Origin of the sequence: Marinomonas maritima, assembly GCF_024435075.2 — a bacterium.
Taxonomy (GTDB): domain Bacteria; phylum Pseudomonadota; class Gammaproteobacteria; order Pseudomonadales; family Marinomonadaceae; genus Marinomonas; species Marinomonas maritima.
Map to the genome: position 1 here is coordinate 364,222 of NZ_JAMZEG020000001.1, position 16,597 is coordinate 380,818.

A 16,597-nucleotide genomic window follows, 5' to 3' on the forward strand; every position below is an offset into this window, starting at 1 on the left:
TCTTTTGGGGAGAAAGTCGCCGTTACCATCAGGAAGTAAGAAGACGCAGTCTTTATTTTTAAATGATCTAGTTGAGTATTTTAAACGCATTAACGCTTTAAGAAACCTTGTTTTTGCAGGAAGCTTAGCATGTGTTCGCGTTTCTTTTTCTGTACAGCGCCGGCGGTTTGCTCTGACCAATTGCTGGTTTTTTGATTGTTGCCGCGGCTTTGATAATAGGCTTGCATTTGAGCGTCGTAAGCGTTGACGTCTTCAGCACAACGACTACTGTCATAATGATCTTTATGCAAGATTACATCGACAGGCAAACGTGGTTTCAAGTCGGGTTGAGCGTCTGGGTAACCAAGGCAAAGTCCAAAAACAGGATAAACCTGCTTAGGTAAGTGTAATAGCTCGGCCACTTGTGCTGGATCGTTACGAATACCGCCAATAAATACAGCGCCTAGCCCAACAGATTCGGCGCCTAGCATCAGGTTTTGCGCCATAAATGTCGCATCGGTTGTCGCCGCAATAAAATGTTCTGCGTTGCCTTCTAATTCCCCTAATCCTTGTTCTAAACTGCACAGTTCAACACGAGTAAGATCGGCGCAAATAATGAGGAATTCTGCTGCGGATTCTACCCATTTTTGCCCGCCTGCGAGAGTGGCGATTTTTGCGCGGTTTGCTTTGTTGGTGACTTGAACAATGGAGTACGCCTGAATAAAGCTAGATGATGCAGCACCTTGCGCACATTGAATAAGCTGCTTGAGTAAAGTGTCATCAATGGTTTTGTCTGTGTATTGGCGAATGGATTTGTGTGTGCTTTGTGCTTGAAGAATTGGGTTCATGAAAAATCGCTTTTGAATATAGAATGTGTAGATAGTAGTGGCTTAGTGACGATGGGTCAAAATGGATTAATGGGAAGTGTGAGTGAGGGAATAAAGGCTAGACTCTGTACAAAATGCTATTTCAACCTGTTGTTTTATAGACTTAATAAAGCATTACATGCAATGACGTTAAAAAAGTAAGGCAAAGGGATTCCATTACCTTACTTTTTTAGGCTTTAGTACTGGTAGCGTTTGAAGATCAAGGACGTATTGATGCCACCAAAGGCAAAGTTATTACTCATCACATAATCTGTTTCTATCTCACGGCCTTCCGCCATTATGTAATCTAAATCACCGCACTGTGGGTCAATGGTGGTTAGGTTTACGGTAGGACAAAACCAATTATTTCTCATCATTTCGATGGAACACCAAGCCTCTAATGCGCCGCACGCTCCTAATGTATGTCCGGTATAACTTTTCAATGAGCTAATCGGGGCTTTATTGCCCATGATTTTTGCTGTGGCATGACTTTCGGCAATATCTCCGCGATCCGTGGCGGTGCCATGGGCATTAATATAACCAATATCTGCCGCTTCTATTTTTGCATCGGTCAAAGACAAGCGAATGGCTTCTTGCATGGTGTCAGCATTGGGTTGAGTGACATGGGTTCCATCGGAATTAGTACCAAACCCAACGATCTCCGCGTAGATTTTAGCCCCTCTGGTTTTAGCATGCTCTAGTTCTTCAAGTATTAAGGAGCAACCCCCTTCACCGATGACCAAACCGTCGCGGTTTTTATCAAAAGGACTTGGGCTTAAATGAGGGGTGTCGTTTTTGACACTTGTCGCAAAGAGGGTATCGAAAACCGCAGACTCGGTGGCGCACAAGCCTTCACTACCACCGGCCACCATGGCCGTTTGCATTCCATATTTGATCGCTTCATAGGCATAACCAATGCCTTGGCTGCCGGAAGTACAAGCGCTAGAGGTGGTGAAAACTCGACCCTGTAGACCAAAGAAAACACCAATATTAACGGGAGCGGTATGGGCCATCATTTTGATATAAGAATTCGCGTTTAAGCCATCGGTTGAATTTTTGGTTAGCATATTGCCAAAATCAATGTAGGAGATAGAGTCTCCTGCGGAAGAGCCGTAAGCCACCCCCATTTGACCACTGCTAAGCAAAGGGGAATTCAGCAACCCTGCGTCTTCTAACGCTCGTTCGGTACTACAGACGGCAAACTGAGCAACCCGTCCCATACTGCGTAAGGTTTTACGTGAGTAATGCTTTGGCAAAGTAAAGTCGGTAACAGGCGCCGCTAGGCGTGTATTTAACCCATCGTATTTATCCCAGTCATCCATGCGTTTGATGCCGGTTTTATAGCTTTTTAAATGACGATAGATGGTATCCCAATCATTGCCGATAGGGGAGAAGCCCGCTATTCCAGTGACGACGACTCGTTTCATTAAAACATACCCCCATTGACAGAAATTACCTGACGCGTTATGTAGCCAGCGTCTTCAGACATTAAAAAGCTAACGGTTCCCGCAACTTCACTGGTACTACCAGCGCGTTGCATGGGCACCATTTTTAGTGCTTCTTCTAAAGGTAAGTGTTCAGTCATGTCTGTTTCGATAATGCCGGGAGCCACGCAATTCACCGTGATTTTGCGCTTTGCTAATTCTATCGATAGCGCTTTTGTTGCACCAATAATACCTGCTTTAGCGGCACTGTAGTTCACTTGTCCACGATTCCCCATGACACCAGAAACGGATGACATGGTGACGATACGGCCTGGTTTTCGGCGGCGAATCATCGGCATAATGACAGGGTGAAGAACATTATAAAAACCATCAAGGTTGGTTCTTAGTACTTCATCCCACTCTTCCCCAGGCATGGCTGGAAACGCGTTATCACGAGCGATGCCTGCGTTGCAAACCACGCCAAAGTAAGCGCCAAAATCCTCCATATCTTGTTCTAAAATGGTACAGGCTTGCACTCTATCGGTTAAATCAAATTGTAAGATGCGAACCTCCTTTCCGAATGCTCTGACTTGTTCTGCAACGGCTTCTGCTTCTTCCATTCTAGAGCGGCAATGCAGAACGATATCGTAGCCATCTTTCGCTAATCGAAGGGCAATGGCTTTGCCAATTCCTCGGCTTGACCCAGTAATTAATATTGTTTTATTCACGCTGTGCATCCTTTAAAAATTCATCAGCATTTTCTGGCTGAAATACATTTAATCGCGCTGACGCATCACAATCATCTGTGCTGTTCAGTATGCAATCAAAAGCGCTTAATCCATTTTCAGCTTGTAGGTTTTTACTGACGGTAATCGTTAATATTGAACCAATAGAAAAGTATTCTTTGGTGCAAATGTATTTTCTCGTTCCCAGTAGAAAGCCGAGCTTCGGAGCACCACCATGAAGGCGTTCTTGCAAACCCGCATACGCGGCGATGGCTTGTGCCAAATACTCTAAACCCACCCAAGCGGGTACACCGTGCTCATCAGAAAACATGGAATCCGTTTTAATCTCAACGTCAGCAGACAACCAATCATCGCCATAATCTAGTATCTTGGTTAAGAGGCTCATTTTGCCAGAGTGAGGGACCAATTCTGCGACGCTGTAATCCGATGGCATTATACTTTCCTCAAAATAAGCGAAATGTTATTTCCACCAAAGGCAAAAGAGTTACTTAACGCGTACTGTAAGGTGCAATTTTGCTCACCTTTACTCAAACCAATTTTAGGTAAACTATCGTCGTGATAACCATCCCAAAGGTGTTTAGGAATGAATCCCTCTTTTAGAGCGAGCCAGCAAATAGCGGCTTCGAGTGCGCCAGCGGCACCTAAGGTATGACCTGTAAAAGGCTTGGTTGAACTGCAAGGCGTATTATTACCAAAAACTTCTGCGACCGCTTTTGCTTCCATTTGATCATTCAGTTGCGTTGCTGTGCCGTGGAGATTTAAATAATGTATTTTATCTGGGGTGATATTGGCGTCTTTCAACGCCGCCGTCATACAGCGAACTGCGCCTTGTCCTGATGGGTCTGGCGCTGAAATATGATGCGCATCTGAACTTTCTCCAACGCCCACTAATTCAATATCACTTTTGTCTTTAGAAACAATAAACAAGGCAGCTGCTTCACCGATATTAATCCCTTTTCGGTTTACGCTGAAGGGATTGCATTGTTCCTCGCTTATGGCTTCCAAAGATGAAAAACCCTGTACGGTCAGTTTGCATAGCGTATCAACACCGCCAGCAATAACGGCATCGCAAACACCGGAACGAATAAGTCGACGGGCAGAAGCTAGTGCTTTTGCACCAGAAGAACAGGCGGTAGAGACGCCAAAAACAGGGCCGCATATACCAAGAGCGGCGCCCAAAAATGAGGCGGTTGCGCCCATTTCCTGCTTGCCGTAATGATAAGACTCAGGCAATGCACCTGACTGAGCATTTATATACATGTCTTGTTCGTTATCACTAATGCCAGAAGTCGAAGTTCCGATGACAACACCAATTCGCTCCTTTCCAAACTTCGATATTAAGGATTGGATATCTGTCAGTATTGATTGTGCTGCCGTCCAAACCAATTGATTATTCCGGCTATGCCACTTTTGGTCATCAAGGGGAATGAGTGCCAACGCACCTTGTACTAAGGCTAAGGGAAGAGGGTTTCCTGCAGGGTGATATTCTTGAGAAAACGTCAGTTGAGGATGACCACTGAGCAGGCGATCTCTTACGTCATTGGTATCAGTACCTAGTGCGCTGATCATCGACATTGAGTTTAAAAAACAACGAGTCAAAGTGGTAACACCTCTTGGTCGAATGTATGAATATCTACATTATAATTGTCGCCATGGTGAGTGATGGACACGTTTTCACCTTCTATTTTCACTTCCAATAACAAGGTTTTTTTGTAATACAAATCTCGCTTTTTTGGTGTTATTGCCATTTGCCATCCTTGTGACTCTGGATAGCCTAGTTTAATGGCTGATTCTGGCCAAAAAGTAAATTGAATCATGGCGAGAATGTCTTTGCTGGGCAAGGCTATCCCAGTTTCGTTTCTTTCTTCAAAACCATTTTTATCATGAATTAAGTAAAGAAAAATTTGCCCTGTGGGCAATAGAGCAACAAGCTTTGTTTCTTCTGCTGAAAAGCGTGTGACGGCAAGAAATTGCTTGGTTTGCGTGTATTTTTTCAACGTTACTTTTTGTTTTAGTACTTGTGTGTCCGTTCCCTTAACGGGAGGAAGTAACATTAAACCGTCAATAGGTTTTTCAACCGTGCGAAATACACTACAGCCAGCCAAAACGACTACGCTCAATAACAAAAGAGTTCTAATTAAGCTCGGCATAATTCGGCGAGTACCTTCAGTCGGCTAGGGTCTTTTACGTAAGGGTTCTTTTTGTCCCAAGCATAACCTGCTAATACTGAGCTGATCATTTTTTTGATTTGAATCGACTTATTCTCAGCGAAAATAACATCCTGCAAAGTACCGTCGTACCACCCGTCTACGAATGCTCTAAAGGTATCCACGCCTTGTTTTAATGGTTGAGCGTATTCAGTATCCCAATCTACGGGGAGACCTTTTAATTGTTTATCTAACACGTGTGTCGCTAAGTCGGCTGATTTCAGCGCGATGGTCACGCCAGAAGAAAAAACAGGGTCAAGGAATTCTCCGGCATTGCCTAGTAAAGCAAATTTATCACCATACAAACGGGTTACATCGCAGGAATAACCGTCCATTTTTCTCACATCGGTGTCAAACTTTGCATTGCTAAGAAACGTATTCATGGCCGTTGTTTTTGCAATGTACTGACGTAATAAATCGTGATTACTTGTTTGATTTTGTTCGTAAACGTCTCTGGGTAAGATGACGCCAACGGATGCCCTTCCATCGCTAAAAGGTATTAACCAATACCAAATTTTATTGTTTTCAGGGCAGACAGAAATCAATATTTTATCACGATCGTATTCTAAATGGTTGATACGATCTTCAATATGCGTAAAGAGGGAAACGCGGGGGGATAGAGTAGACTCTTTTTCTAACCCTAGGAGTCTGGGTAAAACGCGGCCGAAGCCACTGGCATCCAATATAAATTTGGCTTCTACCTGATAAGCATCGTCTTCAGAAATAACGTCGAGTTGAACCTGATCACCAACGTCTTTGTAAGAGATTACGTCATGTCCATAACGTATTTCCGCGCCTTTTTCTGCTGCACAGTCCGCCAGCACTTTGTCAAACTGGGCGCGTTGAACTTGATAGGTCGTGCCCCAGCCTGGCGAAAATTTATCTCTGAAATCAAAAAAGCTGTCATCCTCATTCGCTGAAAAAGCGGCTCCATTTTTATACTGGAATCCTGCTTCAACCACGGCTTGAAGCATTCCCGCAGATTCTAGAATCTCCATGCATTGAGGCAATAGGCTTTCGCCAATTGAAAAGCGAGGGAAATGTTGTTTTTCTAACACTAATACGCGATAGCCCTTTTCCGATAATATTGATGAGGCGACCGCACCGGATGGGCCAGCTCCAATCACTACCACATCATAACAACATCGTGGTTTTTCCATTTATTGTGTCTCCAATTGACTGGTTTGCATTAAGGGGGATAACAGCCAAATTACTAATAGCCCGGGTAAAACGATGATACCAAAATGATATAGAACGGGCGTTTGGCTCAGCGCCAATAGGCCAAAAGCGAGTAGGCTGGTGAGTGTTGATAGCGACACCGCTAACCAAGTGTGTATACCGCCCCGAGACTCTTGTAAAAAAATGCCCATATCAAGTCCGATTCCAAACACTAACATCAGGGCAACTAGGTTAAAAATATTGTACCCACCGTTAATCAATACCGCGCATGACAAAGCAATAATCGAGCCTGTAATAGGCGGCAACATGACTCTCCATATATCAAGTCGATAGCGGAAAAATAACAGTACCGTTATGATGCCATAAGCAATGAACAACCACTCTGCAACCTTAGTGCGATATTGAGCCAAGGTCGCGCTAATGTCAGCGACTTGGTCAACATAGTTAATATTATTATCAGCGGCGGCGTCTGCTTGTAATTGACGAATGGTCGCCTCCGACAAATGTCCTTGTAACCTAATGACTGAGGCGTATTCACCCGTTGATCGCGGTTCCAATGCATCTTGCCATTGCGCACTTATCGCTAGCGTTGACCATGTTTCAGGGGATAAGGTTTGCTGATTTTCTTGTAAACTCTGATAAGCCAATGTCTTTTGTGAATCTGATAGCCCTATGGCATGAGCATAAGCATCAAGCTTGGCTTGGTACAATTGCGTCACTAAGGCAATGTTTTGTTGTTGGCGTTGCAACGATGGCAATGACTGACTGATGGCCTGATAATCGGCTAACGTGCCGTCATTCACCAACGAATCCAATTGTCGCCGAAATCGTTCTTCATTTTCTAACATCGCTTCAAGGCTACTTCCAGACACGACTAAAAAAGCAGAGTTGACACTATTGCCTAATGCTTGTTGTACTCTTTGATCTTCTTCTAATAAAGCGGGCGGTGAAGTTTGTAGCAATCGCACGCTGTCTTGTGGCGTTGCCAAAAAAAACAAACCGACAGAAATAAAACCTACCGTAATGACCAATACGCTCGCCATTTTAGGGTACATATCTAATGTTGGAAAAGCGTCTTTACAGCGATTCAATATGAGAGCGGCAGGCAGTGGACGTTGCTTGTTTTTCGACGCGTTCTTTGTGGTAATTAACGGTAAAAACAGTAAGACCGTTAACCACGCGGCAATCAAGCCGGTTGCTGAAAAGACCGCTATTTGCTGTAAGCCTGGGAAGGGCGTTAACGCTAAACCACCATAAGCCAATACACTGGAAATCAATCCTAATAACAACCCCGAAAAGAGTTTACGTACGACAGCGACGCCCGTATAAAGGTAACTTTCGCAGACAAAATGCATAGAATAATCAACAGCCACGCCAACTAACCCTGCACCAAAGGCGATGGTGATTAAATGTATTCGATCAAACCATAAACAGGTAACCGCTACCGCAACCAGACAGCCAACCATGACGGGAAGTAACACTTGAAATAATGGAATAATACGACGAAAAACCAATAAAATGATTAAAATGACACCCAGAAGGGAGCCTAGCCCAATGGTTGAAATTTCGAATTTAGCTTGCTCCGCTCCTTTCGCTGCGTGCAGTAATAAACCGGAATAGGAAACACGGATACCTTGTTCGTCCATTTGTTGCTGGATCTTCTTCAGCACCGGCATCACGCGGTCTTGTGTGGGTAAGTCGAAAGGGTTTTTATGCAATTCTAATACTAAAAGGTAACTCGGCTTTTCGACATTGGTTAAGCGTAACAGGGTGTCTTCTACTTTTACCTGAATGTTTATTTTTTGCTCCAACAACATATCGGAATACAAAAAAAACGGATCTTTTATTGGGTCTGCTTTTCCGGCCCCAATAGGCGAAAATAGCGCATTTAATGCTGACTGAAATGGACCATCGTAATCTTTTATCTGCAGTTTTTTAGCGACAGAATCGCTTAATAGCGCAAAACGAAATGGATACAGAGCGTCCATTTGTGTACTAGAAGAGTCAACTGATTGGGTGAGGTTGGCGATGCCAGCAAGCACGTTTAATTCTGATGAAATGGTGTTAACGGCAGACCGAGCACTTTGTTTATTATCTGCTGACACCATAATAAACACATGGTTGGCATACTCAGCTGTTTGTTGCTCTTGCAGCTCGTTGAGCAAAGGCTTTTGGTCGTATTTTGGCAATAAAGCCATGATACTGGTATCAACGGCCGTTTGCTTTAATGCGGCGAAAATACAAATCACAAAAATGATAATGGCCCAAACGAGAGCACTTATTTTTAAAAAACGTTTCATTTTTTCTGCAATTTATCAAACTTAATGTGAGTGATATTCCCTTCTGCTTCATACAGAGTAATTTGTTGTAAGTACTTATCACCTTCCAGCGTTACCTTATTAATAAATCCGCCGATACTCTCATCTACGGGTACAAGTGTTGCTTTCCACTGACCATCAGAAACCTCTGCGCTAACAGAAAAATACGCTTCTAATATTTGCCACTGAGCGGTCATAACGCCAAAAAAAATGTCACTAAATACCGCGACAACCGGATTGGTATCCGAATCAAGTTTGTTAACCTGTACACCATCTTGATAACTCAACATCGTCTTTGGCGTGAGCTCTAAAGTGCTATTGATTGGTGTTAGGGTATGCCAGACAATTTTTTTATCGCGTATATAGTTGAACGACCCAGAAGAGTTTATTGAGGTTTCTAATTGCGCTAAATATTTACTTTGTGAAAACACCCCTGATAGTTTTTCAGGGGTTGTTGTTAGCGCTTTCAAGTCATCCAAATTATTGGCAAATACTGAAATGCTTAGTATAGAAAAAATAATACCGAGGAAGATTTTTCTCATGTAGAGACGCCTAGTTTTTGAAGGAGAATGGGAGGAGAAGCATATTGCATTTCACCGGATGTCTTTTCAACCGCCACTTGTATGGTATAGGCTTTTGTTAAGCGCTTATTAGTTTGGGCATCAAAAAAGACATAGTCCACTTTGAGTCTGTTTTCCCATTCGGTTAATGTTGCTCGAACTTTGAATTTTTGTCCAAATATTAATGGATGAGCGTAACGAATGCGCATATCTATGACTGGCCAAACGTAGCCGCTTTCTTCCATTTCAACAATACTGTAATTGACTTTATCCATTAGTTTACAACGGGCTATTTCCATGTATTTGGCATAATGGCCATGCCAAGCTACTCGAATAGCATCTACATCGTGAAATGGTATTTCTAATTCTATTTCAACGTCTATCATTACTTTATCCTGCCGTCATTGAAGACAAAATTATGTGTCACGGTTGTTTATTAACGTCTGTTGGTTTTTTGATTCCACATGCCAAAAGGGGAAAAAATTAAACCATTGTAAAGGGGCTAACTGGCAATAATATTCTAAGCGTTTAGCGTAAAGGGTCACGGCTTCTTCTAGTTTTTGTTCTCGTTCTTTACGAGCAAAAGAGAGTTTATCCGAAAAGGTTTCCATATAAATATGATAAGCAGAGTCCTGCTTTAAACAGAACATCAAATACACGGGGCAACGTAACAAACTCGCTAATATAAACGCGCCTTGCGGTAACGCGGCTTGAGCCCCAAGAAAGTCTACAATAGAAACGCGCCCCCCATTATTAACCGGTGTTCGATCTCCTGCGATAACAATAAACTCTCCCGCGGCAACGCGCTCAGAAAGAATCATGGCGGTTGCAGGAGACATATCCGTTACTTGAATTAGGTTAATGGCGGCATTGGCGTTGGTGCGTTGTAACATCTTGTTGAATTTTTTTGCGTGCTGGGTATAGACCAACATAGTGACTTTAATATCGGGTAATTGGTGCGCAAGGGCACTGCAAATTTCAGTATTACCAAGGTGCGATACAACAATGATGCCACCAAGCTTTGACGCTTCGATTTTTTGAAAAGTATCTGGGGTTTCAAAAACCACGTCTTGGGGTTTGATTCTCCCCATCCAGACCAAAAATTTATCCAATAACACTTCACCAAACATCCAAAAGTGGCGAAAAGGTGTGAGTTTTTTGCGCTTATGTTCGGGTAAAAAAGGGGTGATCTTTTGTAGGTATTCTTTGGAGGCCGCTCGGGTAGCGTGTTTTCTAAAATAAAAATACAGAATGACGGGCGCAAGAAGTAGGCGAAAGCCTTTGTGACCAAATAGTCGGTAGCACATCAATAGGATACGCATGCCGACAACCGTTCCTGTTTCAGTGATTGTAGACCAATGCTTAGGCTGGTTATCCATTGAGTTTATTCCATAACAAAGCAGGTGAACGCAAAAGCATGCCAAAAAATAAACGTGTGTGCATCCAAACGATCAAAACATTGTCTTTTATGGCGTTAAAGTGAGAAACCCCGTCTTCTGGGTATACCACCTTAGTCGGCATGTTCTTTATTTTATGGCCAGACCAGACCCAGCGTACGACAACTTCGGTATCGAATGACATACGGTTCCCACAAGAGGCGCGATCAATTAACTCGCAGGTCTTAACCAAGGGGTAAACTCGAAAGCCACACATCGAATCTTTAATAGAGAAAGACAGCGTGTTTATCCATACCCACACATGACTTAAATAACGACAGTAATAGCGGTGTTTTGGGACGCTGTGATCATAAATAGGGCATCCGCAAATTAGGCTTTCTGGCTCTTTTTCAGCGGCCTGCATAAAAATAGGTAAGTCGCTGATGTTATGTTGCCCGTCAGCGTCCACTTGTAGAGCATGACTAAAGCCTTGTTCCAGTAAAAAACGCATACCGGCCTTCACGGCGCCCCCTTTACCACTATTGGTATCGAGCTGGACTAGGTAAATCTGACCACGGTACTTTTCAGTCAATTTTTCTAACACTTGTCGACATTTAGCGCCGCTACCATCATCAACTAAAACGGCTGGATAGCCATATTCAAGCACTTGTTTTAGCGTGTTTTCAATAGCGTCTTCGTGGTTGTACACCGGAATGACGATTGCCGGTTTGAACGGATTATTCAAAGCAGATTCTTCCACTAGAATGAACTCCTTTTTCTGATATATATTGAAAGGCTAGCTTCCCTTTAATTGGGTGGAACTCCAATGTTAATGTCACGTTAGAATCCGGGAAGATAACACTCTGAAACTTTACGGCCTCTAAGCGACTAAAACGACCCTTGAAAGCAAACACTTCTTTGCCATAATGCTGAGCCCAATGTGTTTGAGCAATGCCGGGTAAAATAGGGTTGTTCTCAAAGTGTCCATCAAAATAGATGAGTTCTTTAGGAATATAAAAGTTAAGCCGGTAAGTATTCTCGCTTGTATGAGTGCGGTCTAGTACTTGTGGCCACTTCACCTCGTTATTGTCAAATAATGCCTGTAATGATTCCATCGGAAGCTTGCCTTGTTGGTTGTAGGGAAGTGTGTTGACAAAGCGCCATCTTCTGGGAATCAACACAAGTTCAAAAGACGCTTTTAGGCTCTGTTTGAGCCGCGCAATTAACCATTTCTGTGAATGTTGTTGGACTAACGCTCTTCCTTTGTCACTAAGCTCTGCGACAATGGCCACTTCTTCCCGTTTTTTAGTGACAACCAAAGCTCTTGCTATGATAACCCAATCACTTTGTTCTAAACACTTTTCCATTTTAGAGAGAGATAAACGTTTCCCTTCTACTTTGACGATGCGGTCTGTTCGACCCTGTAAGCGAAAGCAATCAGATGTCAGTTGTTCTATATTATCTGAAAGAGTCTGGTGTTCTGACGATACATGAGGTCCGTTTACAATAAAGCCTTTTTCTGTCTCGTTTAAAGACATGTGGGGTAATAAGGTCCAGTAATCTGACTCTATTTTAGATTGATTTCGCCACGCTACCGCACCGGTTTCTGAGCTGCCATATATTTCAAATATCGGAGTGTAAAGCAATTTAGCGGCATACAGACTGTCTTCGTATTGCAACGGTGCAGCAGAAGAAATGGCGGCTTCACACTTACCCTGCAACATGGACCAGTCAAGCTGATGATTTAAGCGCTTTAAATGGGCGGGGGTTGATATCAGAATAAATTGATTACATTGTGAGGCAAGATGATAAATCTCTTCAGAGAAGGAACTGTGTTTGCTAAGTAAAAGTCGACCTTTTGCTAATGACCAAAATAAGCGAAAGGTTAAGCCAAACAGGTGTTGGTGAGTAACCGTCGACAAAACGATGGACGTGTCAGAAAGTGGCCACAATTCCTCAATGCAACACAGTTCATCATCAATTTGAGCCATGGTTTTTGTGATCGGCTTTGGCTCTCCAGTCGAGCCAGAAGTGTAAACTTCTATTGCGGGAAAGCGGCGTTCAATTTCTATCCAAGGACCTGCTTTTCTAGTCAGCTGACTATTGTTTTGCTCCGAAGGGTAAGCGTTTTCAAACTCACCCAGAAAGCCGACCACAGAGTTTTTTAAGCGTTCGACCGTTGCCGTACAATTATCACCTGGAATGCAAGCAGTACAGTTTGATTGCCACAAGGCGAGTAGAAGAGTAAAAAACTCAATCGCATCACTATGGTACACGGCCCATTTCTGTCCTGGTGATAAAGGCAAAACGGCTTGCCACATCGCTACTTTTTTAGACACTTGTGCCTTAGTTACGATGACGTCATCCATCATTGCTATTGGTTGCTCATCAGTAACATCCAACAGCCATCGAGATAAAAGCGTTAATGTTTTCATACTGTATGCTTAACTCTGTATCGTACAATCCATTCTATAACAACCAATAAACCAATCAGTACATAAGCCAAAAAGCCATTGTAAAATAACCAGGTTTCATTAGATGTCCAGAATGCAGTGAACAAGGCAACAAGGCCGTTTAATGTAAAAAAAACACACCAAACAATGGTCACTTTCCTCGTATATCGAACGCCAGTTTCTGGTAAGTTGGGCTCTTTAAGTCTTGCCATTCGTTCAATGATCGATTGTTTCGCATAAAGGCTAGAGACGAAAAGCAGTAGCATAGAGGCATTCACCAGTACCGGGTACAATTTTAACCCTTGTTGGTCGCCCCAAAAATACGCCACGACTAATACACCAAAAGCCGATGTAAAAATGACACTACGTGTGTTTTTTTGTGTCTCGGTGAAACCTCTTATCATCAAAAGTGCAATGACGAAAAACATGACCAGAGTCGAATCAAAGTGCGTTAACCCAAAATAGACAAAGAAAGGATAAGCAAGGGTGACTATCACTAAAATAATTTTGAGGCGCACTTTTTGAAGGCCTTATACAAACAGTTTTTCTACGGCGATAACCACATCTTCAACGGTTCGAACGGATTTAAAATCTTCAGGATTGATCTTTTTCCCCGTCATTTTTTTTAGCTCGACGACCAAATCAACGGCATCGATACTATCAATATCAAGGTCTTGATATAAATTTGAAGAAGGGTGGATGCTATCAGCAGATAACTCGAACAAATCCTGTAAAACACCCGATACTTTGTCAAACACGTCTTGATTAATACTACTCATAATCTTCTCTTAATTTTTTTCTTGATAGGACTCAACCAAGGCGGCTAATGCATTCACACTAGCGAAGTGTTCGTGTGTTTCTTTCGAATCAGCCTTTAGCTTAATGCCATATTTTTTTTGTAAAGCTAAACCAATTTCAAGTGCATCAATTGAATCTAGGCCAAGGCCATCTACAAAAAGAGGGTCTGAATCTATAATTTCATCGGGGCTAATATCTTCTAGTTCGAGCGCATCAATGATCATATTCTTTATGTCTAATTTTAAATCAGTCATTCAATAGTAACTCCGTATTAAAATAGTCTGTTAAATCGGCGGTTAGCTTTCTTGCAGCAACAGAAGGTGGACTTTCCGCTAAGTAAGAGCGTACATCAATTTTATCTTTTACTTGGATTTTGAAATGCGCTTTCGTTTTTGGGATTTTATACCAACGATCACTCTTGGTGAGAGTGGTTGGTTTGCACTCAATCAAAACCGTCGTTATTTCTGCTTTTGCACGAATAGCAATGTTCGCGGCACCGCGTTTCAGTGTTAGTTTTTGTCCTGGTGTAGATCGTGTGCCTTCAGGAAAAACAATTAACGCATGACCTTTTACAAAAGCCTCTGCGGCCATTTCAATGACATGCTCATTGTTATCATTAATAATGTATCCTGCCGTTCGTATTGAGCCGCGAGTGAAGACATTTTTCGCTAAACGTCCTTTCACGACACAGTTTGCGTTTGGTACTAAGGCAATCAAAAACACAACGTCAATCAGTGACGGGTGATTTGCTAGAATAAGCTGTGCGTTCTTTAGTTTGGACTCCCCTTCAATGTCATAACTTAAGACGCCCAAGCGTTTCATCATTGCGATATAAAAACGAAATGTGTGATGAATCACAGCATGGGCTCTCTCTTCTCTAATCAATGATGTCGCTGGAATACAATATAGAATAGGCAAAGCAATAATAGGGAGCAAAACGCCCCCAACGCCAAAAATAAAGAAGCTAAACGCCGTTGCTAGCCAGCGCCAATAATATTTGATTATATCGAGCATAATACCTTACCTTTGTATGGTCCACTCGACATCCTGAGTGCTGGGAAAGCGTGCGCAGTGGCGATGAGATAAAAGAAGTGCCATTAGCTCTTCTAGTTCATTGTTTTGGCCTTGTTCAGAAGCTATTGCAGGCGCGCTTTTCAAATGAAAGGTGTCTCCTTCTTCACGACTTAACACCATTGCAATGGCATAAGGAAAAGGGGGCGAAGAAGCAAATGGTTTGTATAAATCAGGTAGCGGGGATTCACAGATAATGCACAACACATGTTCATTGTCTTGTAACTGAGTCGCGGCTTCTAGTAAGGCAAATGGAATAAGGTTTTCTGATGCTGATATTGCCGTTGCTTCACTTCGATCTTTACGTGCAATTGAAAATAATCCGCTTATTGCATTATGCACTGCTAGGCTAAAACTAGTGGGAGAAAGTGGTTCATTGTTGGCAATAGATTGAAGTAAAGAGAGCGTTAATTCTACATCACCATGACGAGAAGCGAAAACCAAGGGTATGTGTTCGTTTTCCGCTAATATTGGCATCGCCGCTTCTACTGAATACTTACCAATGGTGGTAAAGCGTCTGCGGAGCATTAAAGGGATGTTCTTTAATCCGGGCTTTGGTGCATCAGTGGGTAAAATATATTTGTTTTGTAACCAATTTCCCCAAGAGTCTGCAGACTCTAAGCTGGGAGTATAGGCATTCCAACCACGTATTTTAAAACTTAACACTGATGATTATCCCTGATTTGACTGTGTTACACACAGCAATCCTGTGTCTAAAATTTAGCTAAGGATACTGGTTTTTTGCCTATATTTACATAGGGTTTACAGATTTAAAGAGTCGTGCAATTAAAAACATAGGCATAGATGGGAACGTATGACGCCGGATATATTTGATGGTAATTTAAATAATCAAAAAAATGATGGAGAATAGCCTGAATCTTGTATTCAGGTCGCTTAGGGTATTCATCTATGGCAATCTGATAATACCCTTCGAATTGATGGTTTTCGCGTTAGACTTAGTCGGCTTAAAGATACATCTGTATGTATATTGCTGCCAATTTTACTGAGCGTTATCATTCGGCTACATTAATATTTAAATGGAAATGACTATTATGAAAAAAATTACAATCTTAACCCTTTCAGCGCTTGTTCTCTGTTCATCTTACAGCTTTGCCCGTGATGATGTTGAGGCTTATTCAATTGCTAATATAATGAGTTCAGAGGTGGCTAAATCAAAGTTAGGAACGGATGTCTCTTTTTATTTTGGTGATCAGTCTTATGGCAACGTGCTTAAGAATTTTGGTGGGTTTAAGACCAATAAAAAAACGAATGCTTTTGCTAAGAGTGATAAAGATGCCTGTAATTGGGTTTTTCTTTCTGCAATGATTGCACTTAAAGAGAGAGCGATAAAAGAAGGCGGTAATGCTGTGGTGGACATTAAATCGAATTATAAAAACAACCTAACTTCCAGTCCCGAAACGTTTCAATGTGGCACCGGTGCGGTTATGGCTGGCGTTGCGTTGACTGGTCAGGTTGTGACGCTAGAGTAAACCATGACAAACAGAATGATTAGTGTATGACGATTCCATCTTTCATTATTTTTTGAAATAAAAAACCGTGAAAGCGGTTTTGTCGTTTTAGAAGTAATTCTATCAATGAAATATTTTACCCTGTTGTTTA

Annotated in this window: 19 protein-coding genes; 1 reads left to right on the top strand and 18 read right to left on the bottom strand. The window is 42.3% G+C overall.

The window, feature by feature from the left end; genetic code table 11:
• Positions 1-89: 89 nt before the first annotated feature.
• The 18 genes from nfsA to M3I01_RS01925 form a co-directional block, all read right to left on the bottom strand.
• Entirely contained in the window at positions 90-827 is a 738-nt protein-coding gene (gene nfsA / locus M3I01_RS01840) for an oxygen-insensitive NADPH nitroreductase (protein ID WP_255893863.1), read from the bottom strand.
• 215 nt (positions 828-1,042) lie between these two features.
• Positions 1,043-2,272, bottom strand: coding sequence for a beta-ketoacyl-ACP synthase (locus M3I01_RS01845; protein ID WP_255893864.1), 1,230 nt, complete (start codon positions 2,270-2,272; stop codon positions 1,043-1,045).
• The gene (gene fabG / locus M3I01_RS01850; protein WP_255893865.1) at positions 2,272-2,997 is read right to left on the bottom strand and encodes a 3-oxoacyl-ACP reductase FabG; all 726 of its coding nucleotides are present in this window, start codon (positions 2,995-2,997) and stop codon (positions 2,272-2,274) included. Before fabG ends, M3I01_RS01845 begins: the two co-directional genes overlap by 1 nt.
• The gene (locus tag M3I01_RS01855) at positions 2,990-3,448 is read right to left on the bottom strand and encodes an ApeP family dehydratase (protein WP_275564887.1); all 459 of its coding nucleotides are present in this window, start codon (positions 3,446-3,448) and stop codon (positions 2,990-2,992) included. The genes fabG and M3I01_RS01855 overlap by 8 nt, the downstream gene beginning before the upstream one ends.
• The gene (locus M3I01_RS01860; protein ID WP_255893867.1) at positions 3,448-4,614 is read right to left on the bottom strand and encodes a beta-ketoacyl-[acyl-carrier-protein] synthase family protein; all 1,167 of its coding nucleotides are present in this window, start codon (positions 4,612-4,614) and stop codon (positions 3,448-3,450) included. Before M3I01_RS01860 ends, M3I01_RS01855 begins: the two co-directional genes overlap by 1 nt.
• The gene (locus tag M3I01_RS01865) at positions 4,611-5,165 is read right to left on the bottom strand and encodes a DUF3261 domain-containing protein (protein WP_255893868.1); all 555 of its coding nucleotides are present in this window, start codon (positions 5,163-5,165) and stop codon (positions 4,611-4,613) included. Before M3I01_RS01865 ends, M3I01_RS01860 begins: the two co-directional genes overlap by 4 nt.
• Positions 5,153-6,382: an NAD(P)/FAD-dependent oxidoreductase gene (locus M3I01_RS01870; RefSeq protein ID WP_255893869.1), complete on the bottom strand. Its 1,230-nt coding sequence runs from the start codon at positions 6,380-6,382 to the stop codon at positions 5,153-5,155. The genes M3I01_RS01865 and M3I01_RS01870 overlap by 13 nt, the downstream gene beginning before the upstream one ends.
• Entirely contained in the window at positions 6,383-8,701 is a 2,319-nt protein-coding gene (locus M3I01_RS01875; protein ID WP_275564888.1) for an MMPL family transporter, read from the bottom strand.
• On the bottom strand, positions 8,698-9,261 hold the full coding sequence (locus M3I01_RS01880) for an outer membrane lipoprotein carrier protein LolA (protein WP_255893871.1): 564 nt from the start codon (positions 9,259-9,261) through the stop codon (positions 8,698-8,700). Before M3I01_RS01880 ends, M3I01_RS01875 begins: the two co-directional genes overlap by 4 nt.
• The gene (locus tag M3I01_RS01885; protein WP_394358959.1) at positions 9,258-9,665 is read right to left on the bottom strand and encodes an acyl-CoA thioesterase; all 408 of its coding nucleotides are present in this window, start codon (positions 9,663-9,665) and stop codon (positions 9,258-9,260) included. Before M3I01_RS01885 ends, M3I01_RS01880 begins: the two co-directional genes overlap by 4 nt.
• A 30-nt stretch (positions 9,666-9,695) precedes the next feature.
• Positions 9,696-10,658, bottom strand: coding sequence for an LpxL/LpxP family acyltransferase (locus tag M3I01_RS01890; protein WP_255893872.1), 963 nt, complete (start codon positions 10,656-10,658; stop codon positions 9,696-9,698).
• Positions 10,651-11,415, bottom strand: a complete 765-nt coding sequence (locus tag M3I01_RS01895; RefSeq protein ID WP_255893873.1) for a glycosyltransferase family 2 protein — start codon at positions 11,413-11,415, stop codon at positions 10,651-10,653. Before M3I01_RS01895 ends, M3I01_RS01890 begins: the two co-directional genes overlap by 8 nt.
• Positions 11,393-13,090: an ApeI family dehydratase gene (locus tag M3I01_RS01900; protein ID WP_255893874.1), complete on the bottom strand. Its 1,698-nt coding sequence runs from the start codon at positions 13,088-13,090 to the stop codon at positions 11,393-11,395. The genes M3I01_RS01895 and M3I01_RS01900 overlap by 23 nt, the downstream gene beginning before the upstream one ends.
• Positions 13,087-13,626, bottom strand: coding sequence for a COG4648 family protein (locus M3I01_RS01905; RefSeq protein ID WP_255893876.1), 540 nt, complete (start codon positions 13,624-13,626; stop codon positions 13,087-13,089). The genes M3I01_RS01900 and M3I01_RS01905 overlap by 4 nt, the downstream gene beginning before the upstream one ends.
• Before the next feature lie 12 nt (positions 13,627-13,638).
• Positions 13,639-13,887 (bottom strand): acyl carrier protein, encoded by a 249-nt coding sequence (locus M3I01_RS01910; RefSeq protein WP_255893877.1) that lies wholly within the window; start codon positions 13,885-13,887, stop codon positions 13,639-13,641.
• 9 nt (positions 13,888-13,896) lie between these two features.
• Positions 13,897-14,160 (bottom strand): phosphopantetheine-binding protein, encoded by a 264-nt coding sequence (locus tag M3I01_RS01915; protein ID WP_255893878.1) that lies wholly within the window; start codon positions 14,158-14,160, stop codon positions 13,897-13,899.
• Positions 14,153-14,920 (bottom strand): lysophospholipid acyltransferase family protein, encoded by a 768-nt coding sequence (locus tag M3I01_RS01920; RefSeq protein WP_255893879.1) that lies wholly within the window; start codon positions 14,918-14,920, stop codon positions 14,153-14,155. The genes M3I01_RS01915 and M3I01_RS01920 overlap by 8 nt, the downstream gene beginning before the upstream one ends.
• 6 nt (positions 14,921-14,926) lie before the next feature.
• A complete protein-coding gene (locus tag M3I01_RS01925) occupies positions 14,927-15,643 on the bottom strand; it encodes a beta-ketoacyl synthase chain length factor (protein ID WP_255893880.1) in 717 nt (238 codons plus the stop codon).
• A 386-nt stretch (positions 15,644-16,029) separates the two neighbouring features.
• On the opposite strand from M3I01_RS01925, the gene M3I01_RS01930 reads away from it, so the two are divergent.
• A complete protein-coding gene (locus tag M3I01_RS01930; RefSeq protein WP_255893881.1) occupies positions 16,030-16,467 on the top strand; it encodes an excinuclease in 438 nt (145 codons plus the stop codon).
• The last annotated feature ends 130 nt before the right edge of the window (positions 16,468-16,597 follow it).

What these genes read in the sequence shown, in the direction of transcription:
- M3I01_RS01865 (WP_255893868.1), bottom strand. Translation starts at nt 5,165, where the DNA reads ATGCCGAGCTTAATTAGAACTCTTTTGTTATTGAGCGTAGTCGTTTTG.
- M3I01_RS01845 (WP_255893864.1), bottom strand. Translation starts at nt 2,272, where the DNA reads ATGAAACGAGTCGTCGTCACTGGAATAGCGGGCTTCTCCCCTATCGGC.
- M3I01_RS01885 (WP_394358959.1), bottom strand. Translation starts at nt 9,665, where the DNA reads ATGATAGACGTTGAAATAGAATTAGAAATACCATTTCACGATGTAGAT.
- M3I01_RS01920 (WP_255893879.1), bottom strand. Translation starts at nt 14,920, where the DNA reads ATGCTCGATATAATCAAATATTATTGGCGCTGGCTAGCAACGGCGTTT.
- M3I01_RS01880 (WP_255893871.1), bottom strand. Translation starts at nt 9,261, where the DNA reads ATGAGAAAAATCTTCCTCGGTATTATTTTTTCTATACTAAGCATTTCA.
- M3I01_RS01930 (WP_255893881.1), top strand. Translation starts at nt 16,030, where the DNA reads ATGAAAAAAATTACAATCTTAACCCTTTCAGCGCTTGTTCTCTGTTCA.
- M3I01_RS01875 (WP_275564888.1), bottom strand. Translation starts at nt 8,701, where the DNA reads ATGAAACGTTTTTTAAAAATAAGTGCTCTCGTTTGGGCCATTATCATT.
- nfsA (WP_255893863.1), bottom strand. Translation starts at nt 827, where the DNA reads ATGAACCCAATTCTTCAAGCACAAAGCACACACAAATCCATTCGCCAA.
- M3I01_RS01915 (WP_255893878.1), bottom strand. Translation starts at nt 14,160, where the DNA reads ATGACTGATTTAAAATTAGACATAAAGAATATGATCATTGATGCGCTC.
- M3I01_RS01910 (WP_255893877.1), bottom strand. Translation starts at nt 13,887, where the DNA reads ATGAGTAGTATTAATCAAGACGTGTTTGACAAAGTATCGGGTGTTTTA.
- M3I01_RS01890 (WP_255893872.1), bottom strand. Translation starts at nt 10,658, where the DNA reads ATGGATAACCAGCCTAAGCATTGGTCTACAATCACTGAAACAGGAACG.
- M3I01_RS01900 (WP_255893874.1), bottom strand. Translation starts at nt 13,090, where the DNA reads ATGAAAACATTAACGCTTTTATCTCGATGGCTGTTGGATGTTACTGAT.
- M3I01_RS01870 (WP_255893869.1), bottom strand. Translation starts at nt 6,382, where the DNA reads ATGGAAAAACCACGATGTTGTTATGATGTGGTAGTGATTGGAGCTGGC.
- M3I01_RS01855 (WP_275564887.1), bottom strand. Translation starts at nt 3,448, where the DNA reads ATGCCATCGGATTACAGCGTCGCAGAATTGGTCCCTCACTCTGGCAAA.